This window comes from Tistlia consotensis USBA 355, assembly GCF_900177295.1.
Taxonomy (GTDB): domain Bacteria; phylum Pseudomonadota; class Alphaproteobacteria; order Kiloniellales; family DSM-21159; genus Tistlia; species Tistlia consotensis.
In genome coordinates, this window is sequence record NZ_FWZX01000025.1 from 1 (window position 1) to 18,975 (window position 18,975).

At 70.3% G+C, this 18,975-nt stretch carries 15 protein-coding genes; 10 read left to right on the forward strand and 5 right to left on the reverse strand.

Annotated elements, in window-relative coordinates; genetic code table 11:
• Positions 1-274, reverse strand: a 274-nt coding sequence (locus B9O00_RS23380; RefSeq protein ID WP_200808640.1) for a transposase, incomplete at its 3' end; no start/stop codon positions are given.
• 311 nt (positions 275-585) lie between these two features.
• On the opposite strand from B9O00_RS23380, the gene B9O00_RS23385 reads away from it, so the two are divergent.
• The 7 genes from B9O00_RS23385 to B9O00_RS33890 all read left to right on the forward strand — a co-directional run bounded on the left by B9O00_RS23385 (position 586) and on the right by B9O00_RS33890 (position 7,250).
• On the forward strand, positions 586-2,154 hold the full coding sequence (locus B9O00_RS23385; RefSeq protein ID WP_085125165.1) for an ABC transporter substrate-binding protein: 1,569 nt from the start codon (positions 586-588) through the stop codon (positions 2,152-2,154).
• A 91-nt stretch (positions 2,155-2,245) separates the two neighbouring features.
• Entirely contained in the window at positions 2,246-3,145 is a 900-nt protein-coding gene (locus B9O00_RS23390) for an ABC transporter permease subunit (RefSeq protein ID WP_085125166.1), read from the forward strand.
• Positions 3,142-4,185, forward strand: coding sequence for a branched-chain amino acid ABC transporter permease (locus tag B9O00_RS23395; RefSeq protein WP_085125167.1), 1,044 nt, complete (start codon positions 3,142-3,144; stop codon positions 4,183-4,185). Before B9O00_RS23390 ends, B9O00_RS23395 begins: the two co-directional genes overlap by 4 nt.
• Positions 4,182-4,907: an ABC transporter ATP-binding protein gene (locus tag B9O00_RS23400; protein WP_085125168.1), complete on the forward strand. Its 726-nt coding sequence runs from the start codon at positions 4,182-4,184 to the stop codon at positions 4,905-4,907. Before B9O00_RS23395 ends, B9O00_RS23400 begins: the two co-directional genes overlap by 4 nt.
• Before the next feature lie 3 nt (positions 4,908-4,910).
• On the forward strand, positions 4,911-5,618 hold the full coding sequence (locus tag B9O00_RS23405; protein ID WP_085125169.1) for an ABC transporter ATP-binding protein: 708 nt from the start codon (positions 4,911-4,913) through the stop codon (positions 5,616-5,618).
• A 65-nt stretch (positions 5,619-5,683) separates the two neighbouring features.
• The gene (locus B9O00_RS23410) at positions 5,684-6,697 is read left to right on the forward strand and encodes an acetamidase/formamidase family protein (protein WP_085125170.1); all 1,014 of its coding nucleotides are present in this window, start codon (positions 5,684-5,686) and stop codon (positions 6,695-6,697) included.
• Between the two features lie 337 nt (positions 6,698-7,034).
• Entirely contained in the window at positions 7,035-7,250 is a 216-nt protein-coding gene (locus tag B9O00_RS33890; RefSeq protein WP_218822923.1) for a hypothetical protein, read from the forward strand.
• A gap of 78 nt (positions 7,251-7,328) precedes the next feature.
• Here B9O00_RS33890 and B9O00_RS23420 read toward each other — a convergent pair whose 3' ends face one another.
• Complete coding sequence (locus B9O00_RS23420; RefSeq protein ID WP_085125171.1) at positions 7,329-8,570, reverse strand: adenylate/guanylate cyclase domain-containing protein; 1,242 nt, start codon at positions 8,568-8,570, stop codon at positions 7,329-7,331.
• A 150-nt stretch (positions 8,571-8,720) separates the two neighbouring features.
• Positions 8,721-11,588, reverse strand: a complete 2,868-nt coding sequence (gene uvrA / locus B9O00_RS23425; RefSeq protein WP_085125172.1) for an excinuclease ABC subunit UvrA — start codon at positions 11,586-11,588, stop codon at positions 8,721-8,723.
• 435 nt (positions 11,589-12,023) lie between these two features.
• Between uvrA and B9O00_RS23430 the strand changes: the two genes are divergently transcribed.
• Both B9O00_RS23430 and ssb read left to right on the forward strand, forming a co-directional pair.
• Positions 12,024-14,969 (forward strand): hypothetical protein, encoded by a 2,946-nt coding sequence (locus tag B9O00_RS23430; RefSeq protein WP_085125173.1) that lies wholly within the window; start codon positions 12,024-12,026, stop codon positions 14,967-14,969.
• Between the two features lie 266 nt (positions 14,970-15,235).
• On the forward strand, positions 15,236-15,787 hold the full coding sequence (ssb, locus tag B9O00_RS23435) for a single-stranded DNA-binding protein (RefSeq protein ID WP_085125174.1): 552 nt from the start codon (positions 15,236-15,238) through the stop codon (positions 15,785-15,787).
• Between the two features lie 47 nt (positions 15,788-15,834).
• Here ssb and B9O00_RS23440 read toward each other — a convergent pair whose 3' ends face one another.
• Entirely contained in the window at positions 15,835-16,692 is an 858-nt protein-coding gene (locus B9O00_RS23440) for a universal stress protein (protein WP_085125175.1), read from the reverse strand.
• A gap of 203 nt (positions 16,693-16,895) precedes the next feature.
• On the opposite strand from B9O00_RS23440, the gene B9O00_RS23445 reads away from it, so the two are divergent.
• Entirely contained in the window at positions 16,896-17,741 is an 846-nt protein-coding gene (locus tag B9O00_RS23445; RefSeq protein ID WP_085125176.1) for a DUF7847 domain-containing protein, read from the forward strand.
• Here B9O00_RS23445 and B9O00_RS23450 read toward each other — a convergent pair.
• Entirely contained in the window at positions 17,738-18,715 is a 978-nt protein-coding gene (locus B9O00_RS23450; RefSeq protein WP_159460307.1) for a lysylphosphatidylglycerol synthase transmembrane domain-containing protein, read from the reverse strand. The genes B9O00_RS23445 and B9O00_RS23450 overlap by 4 nt on opposite strands.
• Positions 18,716-18,975 lie beyond the last annotated feature (260 nt).

Genomic DNA, 18,975 nt, shown 5'->3' on the forward strand with positions numbered 1-18,975 from the left:
CGAAGGCGGGTGCCGAGGCCACGCCGTCCGGCAGCGCCAGATGCCCCTTCCGCAGCTTCTTGCGCCAGTCGTAAATCTGCCAGCGCGTCACCCCGTGCTTGCGCGCCACCTCGGCGACCCGGGCATCCGGCAGCAGGCTCTCCGCCACGATCCGCGCCTTATCCGCCTCCGTGCGTTGTCGGCGCCCCGTCGGACCCGAGAGAACCTCCAGCCGGCCCGCATAGCCTTCCTTTGAGACGCCCAAAGGGCCGCCCATTTTGCCGTCTCGTTCCACGCAGACACCTCCGTCCAAAGCGGAGGGGTCTTCGCACGATCAGGTCAGGCTGGCCAGGAGGGGGTTAAGTGAGCGCTTACGGCGGGGGATATGCTGCACCCGCGAAAATATGCCATTGACTCTTCTGACGGTTTGCTGAGAGCCTATTCACGTGCTCGGCGAACGGGCGGGCGAGCGAACCTCCCCGGCGAGCAGACCATCGACTGACATAGCGACCGCAAGGTCGGACGGCATCAGAGCCCTGGGCGCAAGTCGCCGGGGCTCTTTTTGTTTGTTCGCTCGGGGTTTCACAGCAGGGATGGAGGCAGAGCATGTCCAGGAACGAAGAGAACGATAAGACCGTCCGCACGGACGGCGTCGACGCCTCGGCCGTGCCGCAGGCCGAGGCGGACCGGGGGACCGATCGGGGGACGGGCAGGGGGCCGGCGATCCGGCGCCGGAGCTTCATGCAGGGCGCCGGCGCGACCGCGGCGGGCCTCGCCATGCCGACGGTGATCCGCGGCCTCAAGACCGCGCGCGCCGCCGAGGGCAAGGTCAAGATCGGCCACATCGAGGACCTCTCGGGCAACCTCGCGGTCTACGGCGTGCAGAAGTTCCATGCCGCGCAGCTGGCGGTGAAGGAGATCAACGAGGGCAAGACCCTGAAGGGCGGCCCGGTCGGCTCCGGCGGCATCGGCGTGATGGCCAACTACGCCGCCAAGGCGCCGGTCATGGGCGACGGCGACAAGGACCTGAAGTTCGTCAACAAGGGCGGCGACATGACCGGAACCGGCATGGCCTTCGTCCAGGACGAGGACGTGCTGATCGATTCCGGCGAGTCCGGCCTGCTCGGCCGCGAGGTCGAGCTGATCGCGCCCGACGGCCAGTCGAACAACAACATCTGGCAGCAGCTGACCCGCCGCCTGATCCAGGAGGACAAGGTCGACTGCCTGGTCGCCGGCTTCACCAGCGCCGAGCGCGAGGCGATCCGACCGATCGTCGACAAGGCCAAGCAGCTCTACATCTACACCAACCAGTACGAGGGCGGCGTCGCCGACTCGAACACCTTCTGCACCGGTGCGATCTGCGAGCAGCAGGTCATCCCGGTCGTCGACTACATGGTCAAGACCTTCGGCCCGCGCATCTACACGATCGCGGCCGACTACAACTTCGGCCAGCTGACCGCGGCCTGGACCAAGGCCTTCGCGCCGCTGGTCGGCGGCGAGATCATTCAGGAGGAGTTCGTGCCGCTCAGCGTCTCGGACTTCACCACTTCGATCGCGCGCATCCAGGCGGCCAAGCCGGACTGGGTGTTCACGCTGCTGGTCGGCTCCAACCAGTCGAACTACTACCCGCAGGCCTCGGCGGCCGGCCTCGAGTACCCGATGGCCTCGACCGTCAACATGGCCCAGGGCTATGAGCACCGCCGCTTCAAGCCGCCGTCGCTGAACCGCATGTACAACTGCATCAACTACATGGAGGAGATCCCGACGGCGCGGAACCAGGCCTTCGTGAAGCGCTGGTACGAGATGTTCCCGGACGACCCCTACATCGGCCAGATGGCGCAGAACACCTACTTCTCGATCCATCTCTACGCCAAGGCCGCGCGCCTGGCCGGCACGACCGACCAGGAGTCCGTCAAGAAGGCGCTGGAATCCGGCTTCTCGATCGAGGCGCCGGAGGGCGCGGTGTTCCTGGAGCCCTCGACGCACCACTGCTCGCACTACATCCGCCTCGCCACGGCGGACGCCGAGCACAACGTCTCCTTCGTGCGCGAGTGGCCGAGCATTCAGCCCTGGTGGCTGCAGCGCATCGGCGTCAATCTGGTGAAGCACAAGGAATACAAGCAGTACATTCCCGACGAGGATCCGTTCTTCTCGATGTTCGGCAAGAAGAAGTAGCGGACCTGGACAGGGGCGCCGGCCGGGCCGACGGTCCGGCCGGCGCACCCGGCGTCCCGCGAACCGGCAAACCGCTCGGCCCGAGGTCGGAATGGAAACACAGTCGCTGGTCCTAAGCCTGCTCTATCAGCTCGGAACGAGCGCCGCCTTCTTCTTCCTGGCCGCCGTCGGCCTGATCATCATCCTCGGCATGATGAACATCATCAATCTCGCCCACGGCGAGCTGATGATGATGGGCGCCTACACGGCGACCATCGCGACCCATGCCGGCGTCCCCTTCGCGCTGACCGTGCCGCTGGCCTTCCTCGTCGTCGCCGCCTTCGGCGCCGTGCTGGAGCGGCTGATCGTCCGGCGCTTCTACGGACGCCAGCTCGGCGCCCTGGTCGTGACCTGGGGCATCAGCCTGGTCATGGGGCAGGGCACGCTGCTGTTCTTCGGGCCCTTCATGCCTTCGATCAAGATCCCCGGCGGCTCCTTCTCCTACGGCGACTTCTCCTTCTCGGAGTACTGGCTGGTGCTGATCGCGATCAGCGTCGCCCTGATCGCCCTGCTGTGGTGGCTCTACAACCGCACGACCTACGGCCTGCAGGCCCGGGCGGCGATGCAGGACGCGACCATGGCCAAGAGCCTGGGGGTGCGCACCGGCCGGGTCTACACCCTGACCTTCAGCCTGGGCGCCGGCCTCGCCGGGCTCAGCGGCGCGCTGATCGCGCCGACCGCGACGATCGCGCCCTTCATGGGCCAGCAGTTCGTCGCTCCCGCCTTCATCACCGTGGTCGTCGGCGGCGCCGCCAACGTGATCGCCGGCGCGGTCGGCAGCGCGACGCTGCTGGCCGCCGTCAAGACGCCGGTCGGCATGGCCTTCGGCGCCTTCTACGGCACGGTCGCGCTGCTGTTCGCGGCGCTGGTCATCATCCGCATCATGCCCGACGGCATCTCGGCGCGGCTGCAGCGCTGGTTCGACCGGCGCTCGCGGAGCGGCCTGCTGTGAGCGGCCTCGCCAGACTCGTCGGCGGTCCCGCCGACATCGGCCGCGGCCCGGTCTTCTGGTCGCTCGTCGCCCTCACCCTGCTCGGCTTCGCGCTCTATCCCTCGGCGGTCTCCGAGTTCCAGGTCTCGAACACCGCCTACTACCTGCTCAACATCCCGCTCGGGCTCGGCATGGCGCTGCTCTGGGGCTACTGCGGCGTGCTCTCCTTCGGCCACGTCGCCTACTTCGGCATCGCCGGCTACAGCTACGGCGTGATCGCCGGCAACCTGTCGGACAGCCCCTCCGGCCCGGTCGTCGGCGCGCTCGGCGGCCTGCTGGTCAGCGCCGTCGTCGCCGGGGTGTTCGGCTACTTCGTGTTCTACGCCCGGGTCCAGAAGTGGATCATCCCGATCCTGACCCTGGTGCTGACCCTGCTGCTCGAGACCTTCCTCGGCCAGACCGCCGGCTACCAGTGGCGCATCGGCTCGGTGCTGCTCGGCGGCTACAACGGCATGACCGGCATCCCGTCGTTCGGCTTCGGCGAGTTCGAGTTCCAGGGCACCTCCTTCTACTACCTCTGCCTGGTCCTGGTGCTGGCCTGCTACTTCGGCCTGCGCATGCTGCTGAACTCCGGCTTCGGCCAGGTCGTGGTGGCGATCCGCGAGGACGAGCTGCGCACCGAGACCCTGGGCTACGACATCCGCGCCCGGCAGTGGGCGGTCTTCGTGCTCTCGGCCGTGCTGGCCGGCCTCAGCGGCCTGCTCTACGTGCAGTGGGGCAACTACATCACGCCCAGCCAGGTCGGCCTGCTGCAGGCGGCGCTGCCGGTGATCTGGACCGCGGTCGGCGGCAGCACCAGCCTGCTCGCCGTGGTCATCGCGACCTTCGCGCTGAACTGGCTGACCTACACCCTGTCGTCCGAGGGCAACCAGTACGCCATGGTGATCATCGGCGCCCTGCTGGTCGTCACCATGCTGTTCTTCCCGCGCGGCATCGTCGTCATGCTGGCCGAGCACCTGGACCGGCTGCTGCCGCGGGCGCGGCGGGAGGCCCGGCGATGACGACGGCGCCGATGCTCGAGACGCGCCGGCTCAACAAGCGCTTCGGGGGCGTGGTCGCGGCCGACAACATCGACCTCTCGGTCGAGACCGGCGAGCTGCGCTGCCTGATCGGCCCGAACGGCGCCGGCAAGTCGACGCTCTTCGCCATGCTCTGCGGCATCCAGCGGGCCGACGGCGGCCAGATCCTGCTGGCCGGGCGCGACGTCACCCACATGCAGGCCTTCCAGCGCGTCCGCCTGGGCGTCGGCCTGACCTTCCAGACCAACCGCGCCTTCCACCAGCTGTCGGTGCGCGAGAACCTGGCGATCCCGCGCATCCCCCACGACGCGGAGCGCCGGGCGCTCGGCGCCGAGCGCCTAGCCGTCGCGCTGGAGACCTTCGGGCTGGATCCCGAGGACGAGACCCGCGCCGGCGAGCTGTCGCACAACCAGCTGCAGTGGCTGGAGATCGCGATGGTGCTGTCCGGCTATCCCGACCTGATCCTGCTCGACGAGCCGGCCGCCGGCATGGCCGGCGAGGAGACGGCGCGGACCGCGACGCTGCTCAAGCGGCTCAACGCGACCGGCCTGACCATCGTCGTCGTCGAGCACGACATCGCCTTCGTCAAGGAGGTCGCCCAGAGCGTCACGGTGCTGCACCAGGGCCGGGTCTTCGCCGAGGGGCCGGTCGAGGCGATCACCGCCAACGAAGAGGTCCGCAAGATCTATCTGGGGAAGGCCTAGGCGATGACCAGCGTTCTCTCGATCCAGGGCGCCGTCGCCGGCTACGCCACCGGCAACGTGCTGCACGGCGTCGGCGTCGAGGTCGCCGAGGGCGAGGCGGTCGCCGTGGTCGGCCGCAACGGCGTCGGCAAGACGACCCTGATGCGCACGGCGATCGGCCAGCTGCCGCTGCGCGCCGGCAGCATCGCCTTCAAGGGCACGGACATCACCGCCGAGCCGGCCGACCGGCGGGCGCGGCGCGGCATCGGCTATGTGCCCCAGGGCCGCGGCATCTTCCCCCACCTGACGGTGCGCGAGAACCTGCTGATGGGCGGCTTCATCAACGAGGCGCGCCGCAACCCCGACTTCGAGCTGGTGTTCGGCTACTTCCCCTTCCTGAGGGAGCGGCTCGGCCAGCGCGGCGCGACGCTGAGCGGCGGCCAGCAGGCCATGCTGGCGATCGGCCGGGCGCTGATCAACGAGCCGGCGCTGCTGCTGCTCGACGAGCCGAGCGACGGCGTGCAGCCGAGCATCATCGAGGAGATCGGCGAGATCCTGAGCGACCTCAACCGGACGCGCGGCATCTCGGTGCTGCTGGTCGAGCAGAACATCGGCTTCATGCAGCGCGTCGCCGGCCGCGCCTACACCCTCGACAAGGGCCGGGTGACCAGCGAGCTCGGCCCCGAGGAGATCGCCGACGAGCGGCTGCTCGCCGAGCACATCGCCGTCTAGGCGCCGGGCATCGGGCCGCGGGCCGGACGGTCACGAAACGCGAGAGACTGGAGCAGGAGGAAGCCATGGAACTGGTGATGCGGCAGTATCCCAACAGCTGGATTGCCGACTCGATCATGTGCAAGCGCGGGGTGGCGGGGGGCGCGAGCGGCACGACCCACGAGCTGACCGAGGCGGTGCAGGGCACCTACATCTACACGATCGGCCCCTACTCGACGCCGGTGCTGACCGTCAAGCCGGGCGACCGGGTGGTGGTCGAGACCAAGGACGCCTTCGAGGGCGCCATCAAGTCCGAGGACGACAAGCCCTCGGAGCTGCTCAAGATGCCCTTCCTCAACCCGCAGTGCGGCCCGATCATGGTCGAGGGCGCCGAGCCCGGCGACACCGTCGCGGTGCACATCGAATCGATGGTGCCCCGCGGCCCGCAGCCGCGCGGCACCTGCTGCATGATCAAGGAGTTCGGCGCGCTGACCGGGACCTACTACACGGCGACGCTGAATGAGCCGCTGCCCGAGAAGGTGCGCAAGGTCCACGTCGACGAGCAGCACGTCTACTGGAGCGACCGGGTGACGCTGCCCTACCGGCCGCACATCGGCACGCTGAGCTGCTCGCCCGAGATCGACTCGATCAACTCGCTGACCCCGGACAATCACGGCGGCAACATGGACCTGCCGGACATGGGGCCGGGCACTGTGACCTACCTGCCGGTGCGCACGCCGGGCGCCAGGATCTTCATCGGCGACGCCCACGCCTCCCAGGGCGACGGCGAGGTCTGCGGCGTCGCGGTCGAGTACCCGACGGTGACGACCATCACGGTCGACCTGATCAAGAACTGGGCGATCGAGTGGCCGCGGCTCGAGGCCGACGACTTCATCATGGCGATCGGCAGCGCCCGGCCGCTCGAGGACGCGACCCGCATCGCCTATCGCGAGCTGGTCTACTGGATGGAGCGCGAGTACGGCTTCGACCGCTGGGACGCCTACATGATGCTCAGCCAGTGCGGCAAGGTCCGGCTCGGCAACTTCGTCGACCCGAAGTACACGGTCGGTGCCGCGGTCTCCAAGAAGTACCTGGCCTGAAATCCGGCTGTGCGCGCATAGATGGCAACGATTCGACAGATCGGATGACCACAGCGCCCGGAAATAAGACGATCCCGGCCGGGTGGCGATCGCCCGGCCGGGCCGTGCGAGAGCCTCTGTTTCGCCAAATGGGTGTGTGCTACTGATCCCGCGAACGGTGGCGCTGGGCCACCGCGCAGGGGAACTCCTTCATGACGATCGTGGGTCGGGCGCTGCTGGTCGGTGCCGGTTTGCTGTAGGCCTCGTCGGCGGTCGCGGGCGAGCAGGATTTCACGCTGCTCAACGAGACCGGCTATCAGATCGACAGCGTCTACGTCTCCTCGACCAAGTCCAAGCAATGGGAGGACGACCTCATGGGCGAGGACGCACTGCCGAGCGGCGAGTCGGTGACATCGAGTTCGACGCCGGCGAGGGCCAGTGCCACCGGGACCTGAAGGCGGTCTACAACGACGGCACGGAGGCGGTCTGGACCGACATCGACCTCTGTGCCCTGCACAAGATCACGCTCTACTACAACTCGAGCGACGACACGACACGGGCGGTCGGCGAGTAGCGGCCCGCACGCGGGCTCGGCGGGGCGGCGCGCCGGCCGGTCCGGCGGCGCCCTGCCTCCCGGGCTCGGCCGCTGCCGCTACTCCGCCGCCTGGGCGGCCGGCCGCAGCAGGGCGTAGGCCTCCTGGGTCTCGTCGAAGCCCTTGAGCGCGAAGGCGCCGAGCCGGCGCAGGGGACGGTCGACGAAGCGCGCGCAGGTTGCCGACAGCACGATCGGCGGCTCCAGGTCGCGGGCCAGCGGGCCGAGCCGCGAGACCAGGTTGACCGCCGGGCCGATGACCGTGAAGTCGAGGCGGTCGGCGGCGCCGACGTTGCCGTACATGACCTCGCCGGAGTGCATCGCGATGCCGGTGCGCAGGCGCGGCAGGCCCTGCTTCTCGAACTCGCCGTTGAGCCGCTCCAGGCCGTCGATCGCCGCCTCGGCGGCCTGCAGGGCGCGCCGGCTGGCGTAGGGGCAGCCCTCCTGGCCGGCCGGCACCGGGAAGACCGCCAGGACGGAATCGCCGATGAACTTCAGGATCTCGCCGTCGTACTCGCGCACCGGCCCGCACATCGCGTCGAAGTAGCCGTCGAGCATGGCGATGACCTGGTCGAGCGGCAGCCGGTTCGACAGCTCGGTGAAGTTGCGCAGGTCGCTCATCCAGACGACGGCGTCGATGTGCTGGCCCTGGCCGCGGATGATGTCGCCCTGCAGCACCTGCCGGCCGGCCTGGGGGCCGAGGTAGGTGTCGAGCAGCAGGCGGGTCGTGCGCTTGGTCTCGGCCAGCTCGAGCAGGCTGCCGAAGGGCCTCAGGAGGGCGTCGAGCGTCGCCAGGTTGGCGTCGCTGAAGCCCTGCGGCTCCTTGGTCGCCAGCGAGATCGCCATGGGATGCTTGGCCGAGTAGCGCACCGGCCGGATCGTGTAGTCGGTGTAGCCGTCGCGCGCCAGGTCGCCGAGCACCGGGAAGTCGAAGCGCGCCTCCGGTCCGCTCAGGCGCCGGCGCAGGGCCGGGCTGCCCTCGTAGATCGGCTTGACCGGGCTCTGCTGGAAGGCCGGCTCGTTGCTGACGCCGTGGCGCCGGTCCTGCTCGACCGCGCCGCCGGCGTCGGCGTGCCACAGCAGGGTGCGCGCGGCGAACTGCGGGTGCAGCTGGCGCACGTGCAGGCTGGCGCGCTCGATCGGGATGCCGATGTCGCGCAGCTTCTGGCAGAAGGCGCCGAAGAAGAAGGACGGCCGCGACAGCAGCGGTCCGGCTTCCTCGTACAGCCAGAACAGGACCTTGCGCAGGTCCTGCTTGGCCGGCTCCGTCAGCTTCTGTTGAATGTCCAGTAGATCGGTCATGGCTCTCGTCGCAGAGTTGGAGCGGCGGCCCGTCGTCGGCAAGGCGGCAGGCCGGGATCGCCCGGCGCAACAGCCGTGCCGCCACGGCACGGCCGGTCGGAAGGCCCCCGAACGGACCCTGGCTGCGGGCCCGGGGCGCGGGCAGGCCCGTCAGGCGCGCTTTCGGTCGCCCGCTAGCTTCGGAAGATAGGGCGCCAGGAAGGCACCGGTATGGCTGCCCTCGGTCCGGGCGACCTGTTCGGGCGTGCCCTGGGCGACGATGCGGCCGCCGCCGTCGCCGCCGTCGGGGCCGAGGTCGAGGATCCAGTCGGCGGTCTTGATGACCTCCAGGTTGTGCTCGATGACGACCACGGTGTTGCCCTGCTCGACCAGGGCCTGCAGCACCTCGAGCAGCTTGCGCACGTCCTCGAAGTGCAGGCCGGTGGTCGGCTCGTCCAGGATGTAGATGGTCTTGCCGGTCGAGCGCCGCGACAGCTCCTTGGCCAGCTTGACGCGCTGCGCCTCGCCGCCCGACAGCGTCGTCGCCGGCTGGCCGACCTTGATGTAGCCGAGGCCGACCCGCTCCAGCGTCTCCAGCTTGTTGCGGATCACCGGCACGGCGCGGAAGAACTCGGCGCCCTCCTCGACGGTCATGTCCAGCACGTCGGCGATCGACTTGCCCTTGAAGGTGACCTCCAGGGTCTCGCGGTTGTAGCGCTTGCCCTTGCAGACGTCGCAGGTGACGTAGACGTCCGGCAGGAAGTGCATCTCGATCTTGATGACGCCGTCGCCCTGGCAGGCCTCGCAGCGCCCGCCCTTGACGTTGAACGAGAAGCGCCCGGGCTTGTAGCCGCGCTGGTTGGCCTCGGGCAGGCCGGCGAACCAGTCGCGGATCGGCCCGAAGGCGCCGGTGTAGGTCGCCGGGTTGGAGCGCGGCGTGCGGCCGATCGGCGACTGGTCGATGTCGATGATCTTGTCGAGGAACTCGATGCCCTCGATCGAGTCGTGCGGCGCCGGCACCTCGCGGGCGTTGTGCAGGCGGCGGGCGAGGGCCTTGTAGAGCGTCTCGATGGTCAGGGTCGACTTGCCGCTGCCCGAGACGCCGGTCACACAGGTGAAGGTGCCGAGCGGGATCTCCGCGTCGACGCCGGTCAGGTTGTGGCCGGTGGCGCCGCGCACCACGAGCTTCTGCTTGCGGTGGCCGCGGCGCCGCGTCTCCGGCACCTCGATCCGGCGGAAGCCGGTCAGGTACTGGCCGGTCAGGCTCTCGCTCGATTGCATGACGTGGTCGGGCGTGCCCTCGGCGATGATCTGGCCGCCGTGCTGGCCGGCACCGGGGCCCATGTCGACCAGCCAGTCGGCGCTGCGGATCGCGTCCTCGTCGTGCTCGACGACGATCACCGTGTTGCCGAGGTCGCGCAGCCGCTTCAGCGTCTCCAGCAGGCGCGCGTTGTCGCGCTGGTGCAGGCCGATCGAGGGCTCGTCGAGCACGTAGAGCACGCCGGTCAGGCCAGAGCCGATCTGCGAGGCCAGGCGGATGCGCTGGCTCTCGCCGCCCGACAGGGTCGCCGAGGCGCGCGACAGGGTCAGGTAGGTCAGGCCGACGTCGACCAGGAAGCCGAGCCGCTCGTTGATCTCCTTGAGGATGCGCTGGGCGATCTCGCGCTGCTTGTCGGTGAGCTTCGGCGCGAGCCCCGTGAACCAGGCGTGGGCCTGGTCGACCGAGAACTCGGCGACCTGGCCGACGTGCAGCCCGGCGATCTTGACCGCCAGGGCCTCGGGCTTCAGGCGGTGGCCGCCGCAGGCCTCGCAGGGCTTGCTGGAGAGGTACTTGCCGATCTCCTCGCGCACCCAGTCGCTGTCGGTCTCGCGGTAGCGCCGCTCCAGGTTCGGCACGACGCCCTCGAAGGGCTTCCTGGTCTCGTAGGCGCGCAGGCCGTCGTCGAAGCGCATGGTCACCGGCTCGGCGCCGGTGCCGAACAGGATCGCCGTGCGGACCCGCTGGGGCAGCTCGTCCCAGGGTGTGGTCATCGAGACCTTGAAGTGGCGCGCCAGGCTCTCGAGGGTCTGCGGGTAGTAGGGCGAGGAGGAGCCGGCCCAGGGGGCGACCGCGCCCTTCTTCAGGCTGAGGTGGCCGTCGGGCACGACCCGCTCGGCGTCGACGAAGGAGTCGCTGCCCAGGCCGTCGCAGGCCGGGCAGGCGCCGAAGGGGTTGTTGAAGGAGAACAGCCGCGGCTCGATCTCGTCGATCGTGAAGCCGGAGACCGGGCAGGCGAAGCGCTGGGAGAACAGCATCCGCTCGCCGCTGTCGGCGTTCTCGGCCAGCGCCAGGCCGTCGGCCAGGTCGAGCGCCGTCTCCAGGGAGTCGGCGAGCCGGCTTTCCAGTCCCTCGCGCACCACGACGCGGTCGACCACGACCTCGATGTCGTGCTTCTTCTTCTTGTCGAGCGCCGGCGCCTCGTCGATCTCGTAGAGCTGGCCGTCGACCTTGACCCGCTGGAAGCCGCGCTTCTGCAGGTCCGCCAACTCCTTGCGGTACTCGCCCTTGCGGCCGCGCACGATCGGCGCCAGCAGGTAGAGCCGGGTCTTCTCGGGCAGCGCCACGATCTTGTCGACCATCTGGCTGACCGTCTGGCTCTCGATCGGCAGGCCGGTGGCCGGCGAGTAGGGCACGCCGACCCGGGCGAACAGCAGGCGCAGGTAGTCGTAGATCTCGGTGACCGTGCCGACCGTCGAGCGCGGGTTCTTCGAGGTCGTCTTCTGCTCGATCGAGATCGCCGGCGACAGGCCCTCGATCGAGTCGACGTCCGGCTTCTGCATCAGCTCGAGGAACTGGCGGGCGTAGGCCGAGAGCGACTCGACGTAGCGGCGCTGGCCTTCCGCGTAGATCGTGTCGAAGGCCAGCGACGACTTGCCGGAGCCGGACAGGCCGGTGATCACGACCAGCCTGTCGCGCGGCAGCACGACGTCGACGTTCTTGAGATTGTGCTCGCGGGCGCCGCGTACCTCGATGCGGGGGCCCTCGATCGGCGAGGTCATGGCTGCTCCGGCGGAACGGGCTGTCGAAAAGGGGATGGCGGCGCCCGGACCGGACGGCCACCCTTCAATATGGCCCGGAAAGGGGCCGATGACATCCCGGAACAGAAGCAGAACAGGCGAGTCTCGTCAACAGGGCGCAATGACCGCATTCCGCTTCGTGGAAGGGGCGAAGCACCTCACCCTCCCACGCTGACGCGTGGGCCCCTCCCTCTCCCCTGAAGCGGAGAGGGAAAACAGAAGGCGCCCATTTCTTCCCTCTCCGCTCCGGGGAGAGGGAGGGGCCCGCGGCCGAAGGCCGTGGGAGGGTGAGGTGAGCGGAGTGTCCGTTAGCCCGCCCCGAGGGGGGCTTCGACCACCACCCAAGGGTTGCGAGCTGCTGCCGCGGGGTTCACAGTTGCCGGGTGCCGCGAAGGGGGTGGCCGGAAGGGGGAGCCGATGTCCGTTTCCAGTCTGCTGCGGGTCGCCGCGGCCGTGGCCGTGCTGCTGTTCGCCGGTGTTGCCGGCGTCCGCGCCGAGACCCAGCCGAGCCAGGATCTGGCCTGTGCCTGGCCCGCCCCGGCCCAGGCGTCGGTCGACGCCTTCGTCCAGCACTGGTGCTACGACGGCTGGGAGAAAGACGTCCGGGTCCGCGACACCGGGCCCTACATCGCCCAGAACCCGCTCTCGACGGCGCCGCTCGACTTCGGCGTCCACCCGGCGGTGCGCATCTACTATTCGCCGAACATGGCCCACTGGGTCGAGGCCGGCCGGCCCGCCGGCGGCCCGCTGCAGCCGGCGATGCTGGTCAAGGAGATGTACTATCCGCCGCCGGCGGCGCGCTACCAGGGCCTGACGCCCGAGACCAAGCGGCCCCACGTCTCCAGCTGGACCGTGATGCTCTACGCGCCGGACCAGGTCGCCGACGGCTGGTACTGGGCCTATGCCGCCAACCCGGCCTGGATCGACCCGACCAGGAAGCCCGACGCCAGCGGCGACGCGACCGTCACCTCGGCCGGGGCGCCGAGCGGGCCGGCCGGCGGCCACAGCGCCGAGTTTGTCGCGCGGGTCACCAAGCAGCTGCAGTATCCCGACGCCAGCTTCGGTTCCTACTGCACGCGCTGCCACTCCTCGGCGGTCGACTTCCAGACCTTCTCGACCACGGAGAACTTTGGTCCGCACGCCGACCCGCGCAGCTACCTGGTGGTGGCGCCGGCCGCCGCGCCCGGCCAGGACCCGGCGTTCGCCAACGTCGAGTCGCTCGGCCTGACGACCCCGGACACCTCCGACGACCTGCCGCTGCCGGCCGCGGTGCGCGTGCCGGAGATCCACGCCCACATCGCCGAGCCGCCGCCGCCCTCGGGCTCGCCGGACCTCGCCGAGCCCCTGCTGAAGCCGAATCGGCTGTGGCTCGACACCTATTCCGAGATCCCCCTGGTGCCGACCGAGGAGGTCGAGAAGACCGCCTTCGCACCGGAGACCTTCGACCACCGCTACATGCCGCCGGGGGCGCCGCCGCACCCGATCCAGTACGTCACCTCCGACCAGTGCATCGGCTGCCACGACGCCTCGGTCTCGGCGCAGTGGAACCCGCAGATGCTCTATCCCGACAAGGTCAGCGGCAAGCTGGCCAACCTGTCGGTCTACGGCGAGTGGCGCAACTCGATGATGGGCCTGGCCGGGCGCGACCCGATCTTCTTCGCCCAGCTCGAGTCCGAGCGGAACATCCACAAGCCGATCGAGACCTTCACCCAGGACCTCTGCCTGTCGTGCCACGGCGGCATGGGCCAGCGGCAGTTCCACGCCGACAACCCGCACGCGCCGGCCTGCACGCCCGACCAGACCAGCAAGGAGGCCTGCTTCACCCGCGACCGCCTGCTGCCCTTCAGCGCCGAGGTCGACGCCAACAGCCTGGGCGACCTCAAGTACGCCGCGCTCGGCCGCGAGGGCATCTCCTGCGCGCTCTGCCACCACATGTCCGACGAGGGCCTGGGCACGCCGGCCAGCTTCACCGGCAACTTCAAGCCGGGTCCGACCGGCGAGCTTTACGGTCCCTTCAAGGACGTCCTGGTCAAGCCGATGGAGCGGGCCCTGGAGATGACGCCGAAGCACGCGGCGCACATGACCCAGGGCACGATGTGCGGCTCCTGCCACGCCATCGATCTGCCGGTCTTCGAGGGCGGCAAGCCGGTCATGGAGAAGGACCCCAAGACCGGCGAGGAGAAGCAGCTCCATCACTTCGAGCAGACGACCTACCTCGAGTGGCTGAACTCCGAGTTCCAGAACGAGGTCGAACCGGTCGATCTGGCCGGCGTGAGGACCTGCCAGGACTGCCACATGTCCAACGTCTTCCAGGGCAACCCCCTGAAGATGGCGATTGCCAACATCGAGGACGCCAACTACCCGGACACCGACAACCGCCTGCCGGACAGGGAGATCGACGTCCGGCCGCGGGTCTTCAAGCGCCACACGCTGCTCGGCATCAATCTCTTCGGCCTGGAGATGTTCCAGCAGTTCAACCTGATCCTCGGCCTGCGCACCGTCGACCCGATGGTGCCGAGCGCGACCAAGCTGGGGCTGGCGACCGCCAGAGACGCCGGCGTCGAGCTGGCGCGCAGGCAGTCGGCCAGGGTCGAGATCACCGACCTGACGGCCGGCAGGGGCGGCCTCGAGGCCGAGGTCAAGGTCAGCAACCTGACCGGCCACAAGTTCCCCTCGGGCGTCGGCTTCCGGCGCGCCTTCGTGAACTTCGAGCTCGAGGACGACAAGGGCAGGGCGCTCTGGGCCTCGGGCCGGACCAACGCCATCGGCGTCATCCTGGGGGCCGACGGCAAGCCCCTGAAGACCGAGTTCTTCGGCCCCGACCAGCAGCAGTGGGAGCCGTTCCACAGGACGATCGACAGCCAGGACCAGGTGCAGATCTACGAGCTGCACGAGCGCAACGCCCGGCACCAGCTGACCACTTCGTTCCTGTCGCTCTACGAGACGGTCAAGGATACGCGCTTGGCGCCGCGCGGCTGGCGCAAGGACGGCCCCTGGGCGCAGGTCACCGAGCCCTGCGCCTACGACAGGGACTACCAGGGCGGCGAGAGCGGCCACGACCCCTGCCGGCCGATCGACGAGCCCGGCTACACCGGGGGCGGCGGCTACGACCAGGTCGCCTACAAGGTCGCCTGCACGCCGGCGCTGAAGGACGCGCGCAAGGTCGTGGCGCGGGTCTACTACCAGGCCATGATGCCCTCGTTCCTGAAGGCGCGCTTCACCGATGCCAAGGGCCCGGACACCCGGCGCCTGCACTACCTCGGCAGCTACCTCTCGACCGACGGGACGCCGGTCGAGGACTGGAAGGTGCTGATCGACGAGGTCGAGGTGCCGCTGCCGGCGGGAGCGCTCTGTCAGGGGTAGGGGGGGAACGGAGACTCCGCACACCTCACCCGCCTCGCTGCCGCTCGGCACCCTCTCCCCGGAGCGGAGAGGGCTACTTTTCCCTCTCCGCTCCGGGGAGAGGGAGGGGCCCGCGGCCGTCAGGCCGCGGGAGGGTGAGGTGAGCGGCGCTTCCGTGCTGCCCCGCCCTGGGGATAAGCTCCCCGTCTCGGCTGTTGGCGGACTCCGCTCCGGGCGCTAGGGTCCGCGACACCCACCGAACACGAACGCTCGAGGAACGAACGGCGATGGCAGGCAGCGTCAACAAGGTGATCCTGGTCGGCAACCTGGGCCGCGACCCGGAGGTCCGGACCATGCAGTCGGGCGGGCGCGTCTGCAACCTGGCGCTCGCGACCTCGGAGAACTGGCGCGACAAGCAGACCGGCGAGCGCCGCGAGAAGACCGAGTGGCACCGGGTCGTGATCTTCAACGACAACCTGGTCGGCGTCGCCGAGCGCTTCCTGAGGAAGGGCTCGAAGATCTACGTCGAGGGCCAGCTCGAGACCCGCAAGTGGCAGGACCAGTCGGGCCAGGAGCGCTACACCACCGAGGTCGTGCTGCGCCCCTTCCGCGGCGAGCTGACCATGCTCGACGGCCGCGGCGACGGTGACGGCGGTGGCTATGGCGGCGGCGGCTCGGGCGGGGGCTACGGCGGCGGTGGCGGATCCGGGGGCGGTGCCGGTGGCGGCTACGGCGGCGGCAGCCAGGGCGGCGGCTCGGGTGGCGGCTCCGGCGGCGGCGACTGGGGCGGCGGCGGCGGTGCCGGCGGACCGGATCTGGACGACGACATCCCCTTCTGAGCCGGCGGGGCGGCCGATCCTTTCCAGGCTCGGCCGCGACGCGCCGCTCAGTCCGTCTTCGCCGTGCGCGCCCTGACCGCGACGATGTCGCAGGGCGGCTCGCGCAGCAGGCTCTCGGCGACGCTGCCGAAGACGGCGTGCGCCAGGCCCGAGCGGCCGTGGGTGCCGATCGCCAGCAGGTCGCTGCGGCCGTGCGCGCAGTGGTCCCAGAGGCCCGTCACGATCTCGCCGCGCGACAGCCGGCGCTCGATCCTGACCTTGGCCGCGGCCGCCGCCTCCTCGGAGGGCAGGGCGGCCAGGGCCGCCTCGACGGCGCGGGCGAGGTCCTCCTCGTGCTGCCCGCGGACGTCGCTCCTGGTCTCGGAGCCCTTCAGGAAGCCCCCGTAGGGCACGTGGAAGGCGTGGATCACGATCAGCTCCTCGGGGTCGAAGCGCAGCGCCAGGCGCAGCGCGGCTTCCGAGAAGCCGGAGAAGTCGAAGCCGACCGCGACCTTGCGGTAGGGCGCCAGCGCCGCCTCCTGGACCAGCAGCACCGGCAGCGCCGAGTCGCGCAGCACCTTCCAGGCGGTCGAGCCGGTGAAGCTGTCGTCCGCGGCGACCCGGTGGGCGCCGAGCACGACCAGGTCCGCGCCGCGGCGCTGGGCCAGGCGCAGGATTTCGCGGTCGGCCTCGCCGACCTTGACCTCGACGGCGACCTCCAGCCCGCCGCCGCGCGCCGCCAAGTAGGCGCCGATCGCGCGGCCGGCCTCGGCCTCCTGCCGTTCCACGGCGGCGTCCGGGCCGCGGTCCTCGACGACGTGCAGCACGGTCAGGGCGGCCTGCTGCTCGCGGGCCAGCAGAAGCGCGCGGTCGAGCGCGCGGTCGGAGCGGGCGGACAGGTCGGTCGCGATCAGGATGCTCTTCACGGTCGGGCTCTCTCCCTGCTTCGTGTCCCGGTGTTTCGATCGCTACAGCAGGTGGTACGCGTCGTCGCGGGAGCCAAGCGGGAATGCGATCCGGTCGGCCGTTTTGCGCCGTCGGGCCGGGTTGTTCGCGATCTGGTTGTGGGGAATCGGAGCTGTTGCTAGCCTGCCGTCCGGGGCATGACGGGGATCGTGGGGGGGGCGGGATGTCGGAGGGGAACGCCGGGCGCTCGGCGCTGCAGATCCTGGGCGACGGCCTGCGGCTCTACCGCAGGCATTTCCGGTCGCTGGTCGCGATCATGGCGCCGCCGCTGCTGCTGTCGCTGGTTTTCTTTCTGGCGGTCCCGTCGGGGCCCGAGCCGGACGGCGGCGAGGCCGCCTCTCTCTGGCGCAGCGCGCCGCTCGCGGTGCTGCAGCTCCTCGACCTCTTCCTGTTCCTCCTCGCGCCCGCGGCCGTGGTCGTGGCCGCGGCGACGGCCGCCGCCGGCGGCCCGCCGGGATTCCGGACGTCCTACGGGCGGGCCTGGAAGGCCGGCTGGAAGCTGCTCGGCTGCTACCTGCTCTGCTGGCTGATCGTCGGCCTGGGCTGGCTCTTCTTCGCGCTGCCCGGGCTGGTTGCCGCCGTCTATCTGGCCTTCGCCCTGCCGAGCGTCGCGGTCGAAGGGCAGGGACCCTGGCGCGCCCTGAGGCGCAGCGCCGGCCTCGTCTCCGGCCGCTTCTGGCCGACTGCCGGCCGGCTCCTGCTCTACCTGCTGCTGTTCTTCGTGACCGGCCTGTCGCTCAACCTGCTGCTGGCGGGCGTGGCCAGCCTGCTCGGCTTCCCGGAGCCCCTGCTGGTGATGATCTGGCGCGGCGGCGACGCCGTCGCGACCGCGTCGGGCTTCAGCGCCCAGTTCCTGCAGTCGGCCGCCGTGGGCAACGTCGTCAACACCCTGGTCAGCCTGCTGCTGTTGCCGGCCTTCTTGGTTCTGCTGGTCCTGCTCTACCTCGACCTGCGCATCCGCAAGGAGGGGCTCGACCAGGCGACCCTGGCGGCGGAGCTGGCCCGCTAGCGCCGCCGCGGCCCGCCGCGCAGCGCGACGGGCAGGAAGACCAGGCCGAGGGCGACGGCGAACCAGAGGGTGGCGAGGCGCACGGTCAGGGTCGCGGCCAGCGCGGTCGCCGTCGGCACGCCGCGCAGCAGCAGCAGGCCGACCATGCCGGCCTCGGTGCCGCCGAGGCCGCCGGGCAGCAGCGAGACGACGCCGGCGACCAGCGAGAGCGCGAAGATCGCGGCGGCGTCGACGAGCGCGACCGGGCTGCCGAGCGCCTGCAGCACCAGCCACAGCCCGGTGCCCTCGCAGCCCCAGCCGAGCAGGCCGAGCGCGATGCCGGCGAGCCACAGGCCGGGCCGGCGCAGCCGCGCGCCCTGGCGCAGCGCCCGGCGCGCCTGGGCGAAGTGCCTGGGCGCCCGGCGGAAGCGGCCGTAGAGCGTGCCGACCAGGGCGATCAGTGGCGCCGGCCGGAGGAACAGCAGCAGGATCGAGCCGGCCAGGACCGCGGCGACCGGCACCGCGATCCGGCCGCCGACGACCCAGCCGAGGCCGCCGAACGACAGGATCGTCAGGGCCAGCAGGTCGCAGAGCCGGTCGGCCAGGAAGACCGGCAGGGTGCGCGCGTAGGGCAGGCCGCAGCGCCGCTTCAGCAGCCAGATGCGCAGCAGCTCGCCGGCCTTGCCGGGGGTCGCGGTCAGCGCGAAGCTCGCCAGGTAGGTGACGGCATCCTCGGCGAAGGGCGCGCGTGCCCGCATCGGCTTCGAGAACAGCCGCCAGCGCGCCAGGCGGACCGCGTAGTTGACCAGCGACAGGCCGAGCAGCGCCGCGACCAGCCCCGGCGACAGGCTGGCCAGCCGCTCGGCCAGCGCCGCGGGGTCGAAGGCCGCCGCCGCGACCCCGAAGACCAGCAGGAAGGCCGCGAAGACCAGCGCGACGCGGCCGTAGCGGCGTCGGCTCAGCGGCTCGGCCTGCCCGGCGGGCGCGCCGGTCACGGCCGCTCCCCGAGACGCGCGGGGCGGAGCGGGGGAACTGCCTTGCTGCGGAGCATCCTTGCCACCTTCCCGAGCGACCTCCTGTCCCTGGCGCCGGCCGCAACGGCCTTGTAACATGCCTTGGTTCGCAATTGCGGAATCTGCTATAAGAGTCGCGCTTCACACGCGCCGGCAAGTCCTTGCTTTGCCAAGTCGATTGCCGCCACCAGCGAGAGATCCTTGAGCGATATAGACCCCAACCTCGACGCCGACAGCGAGGA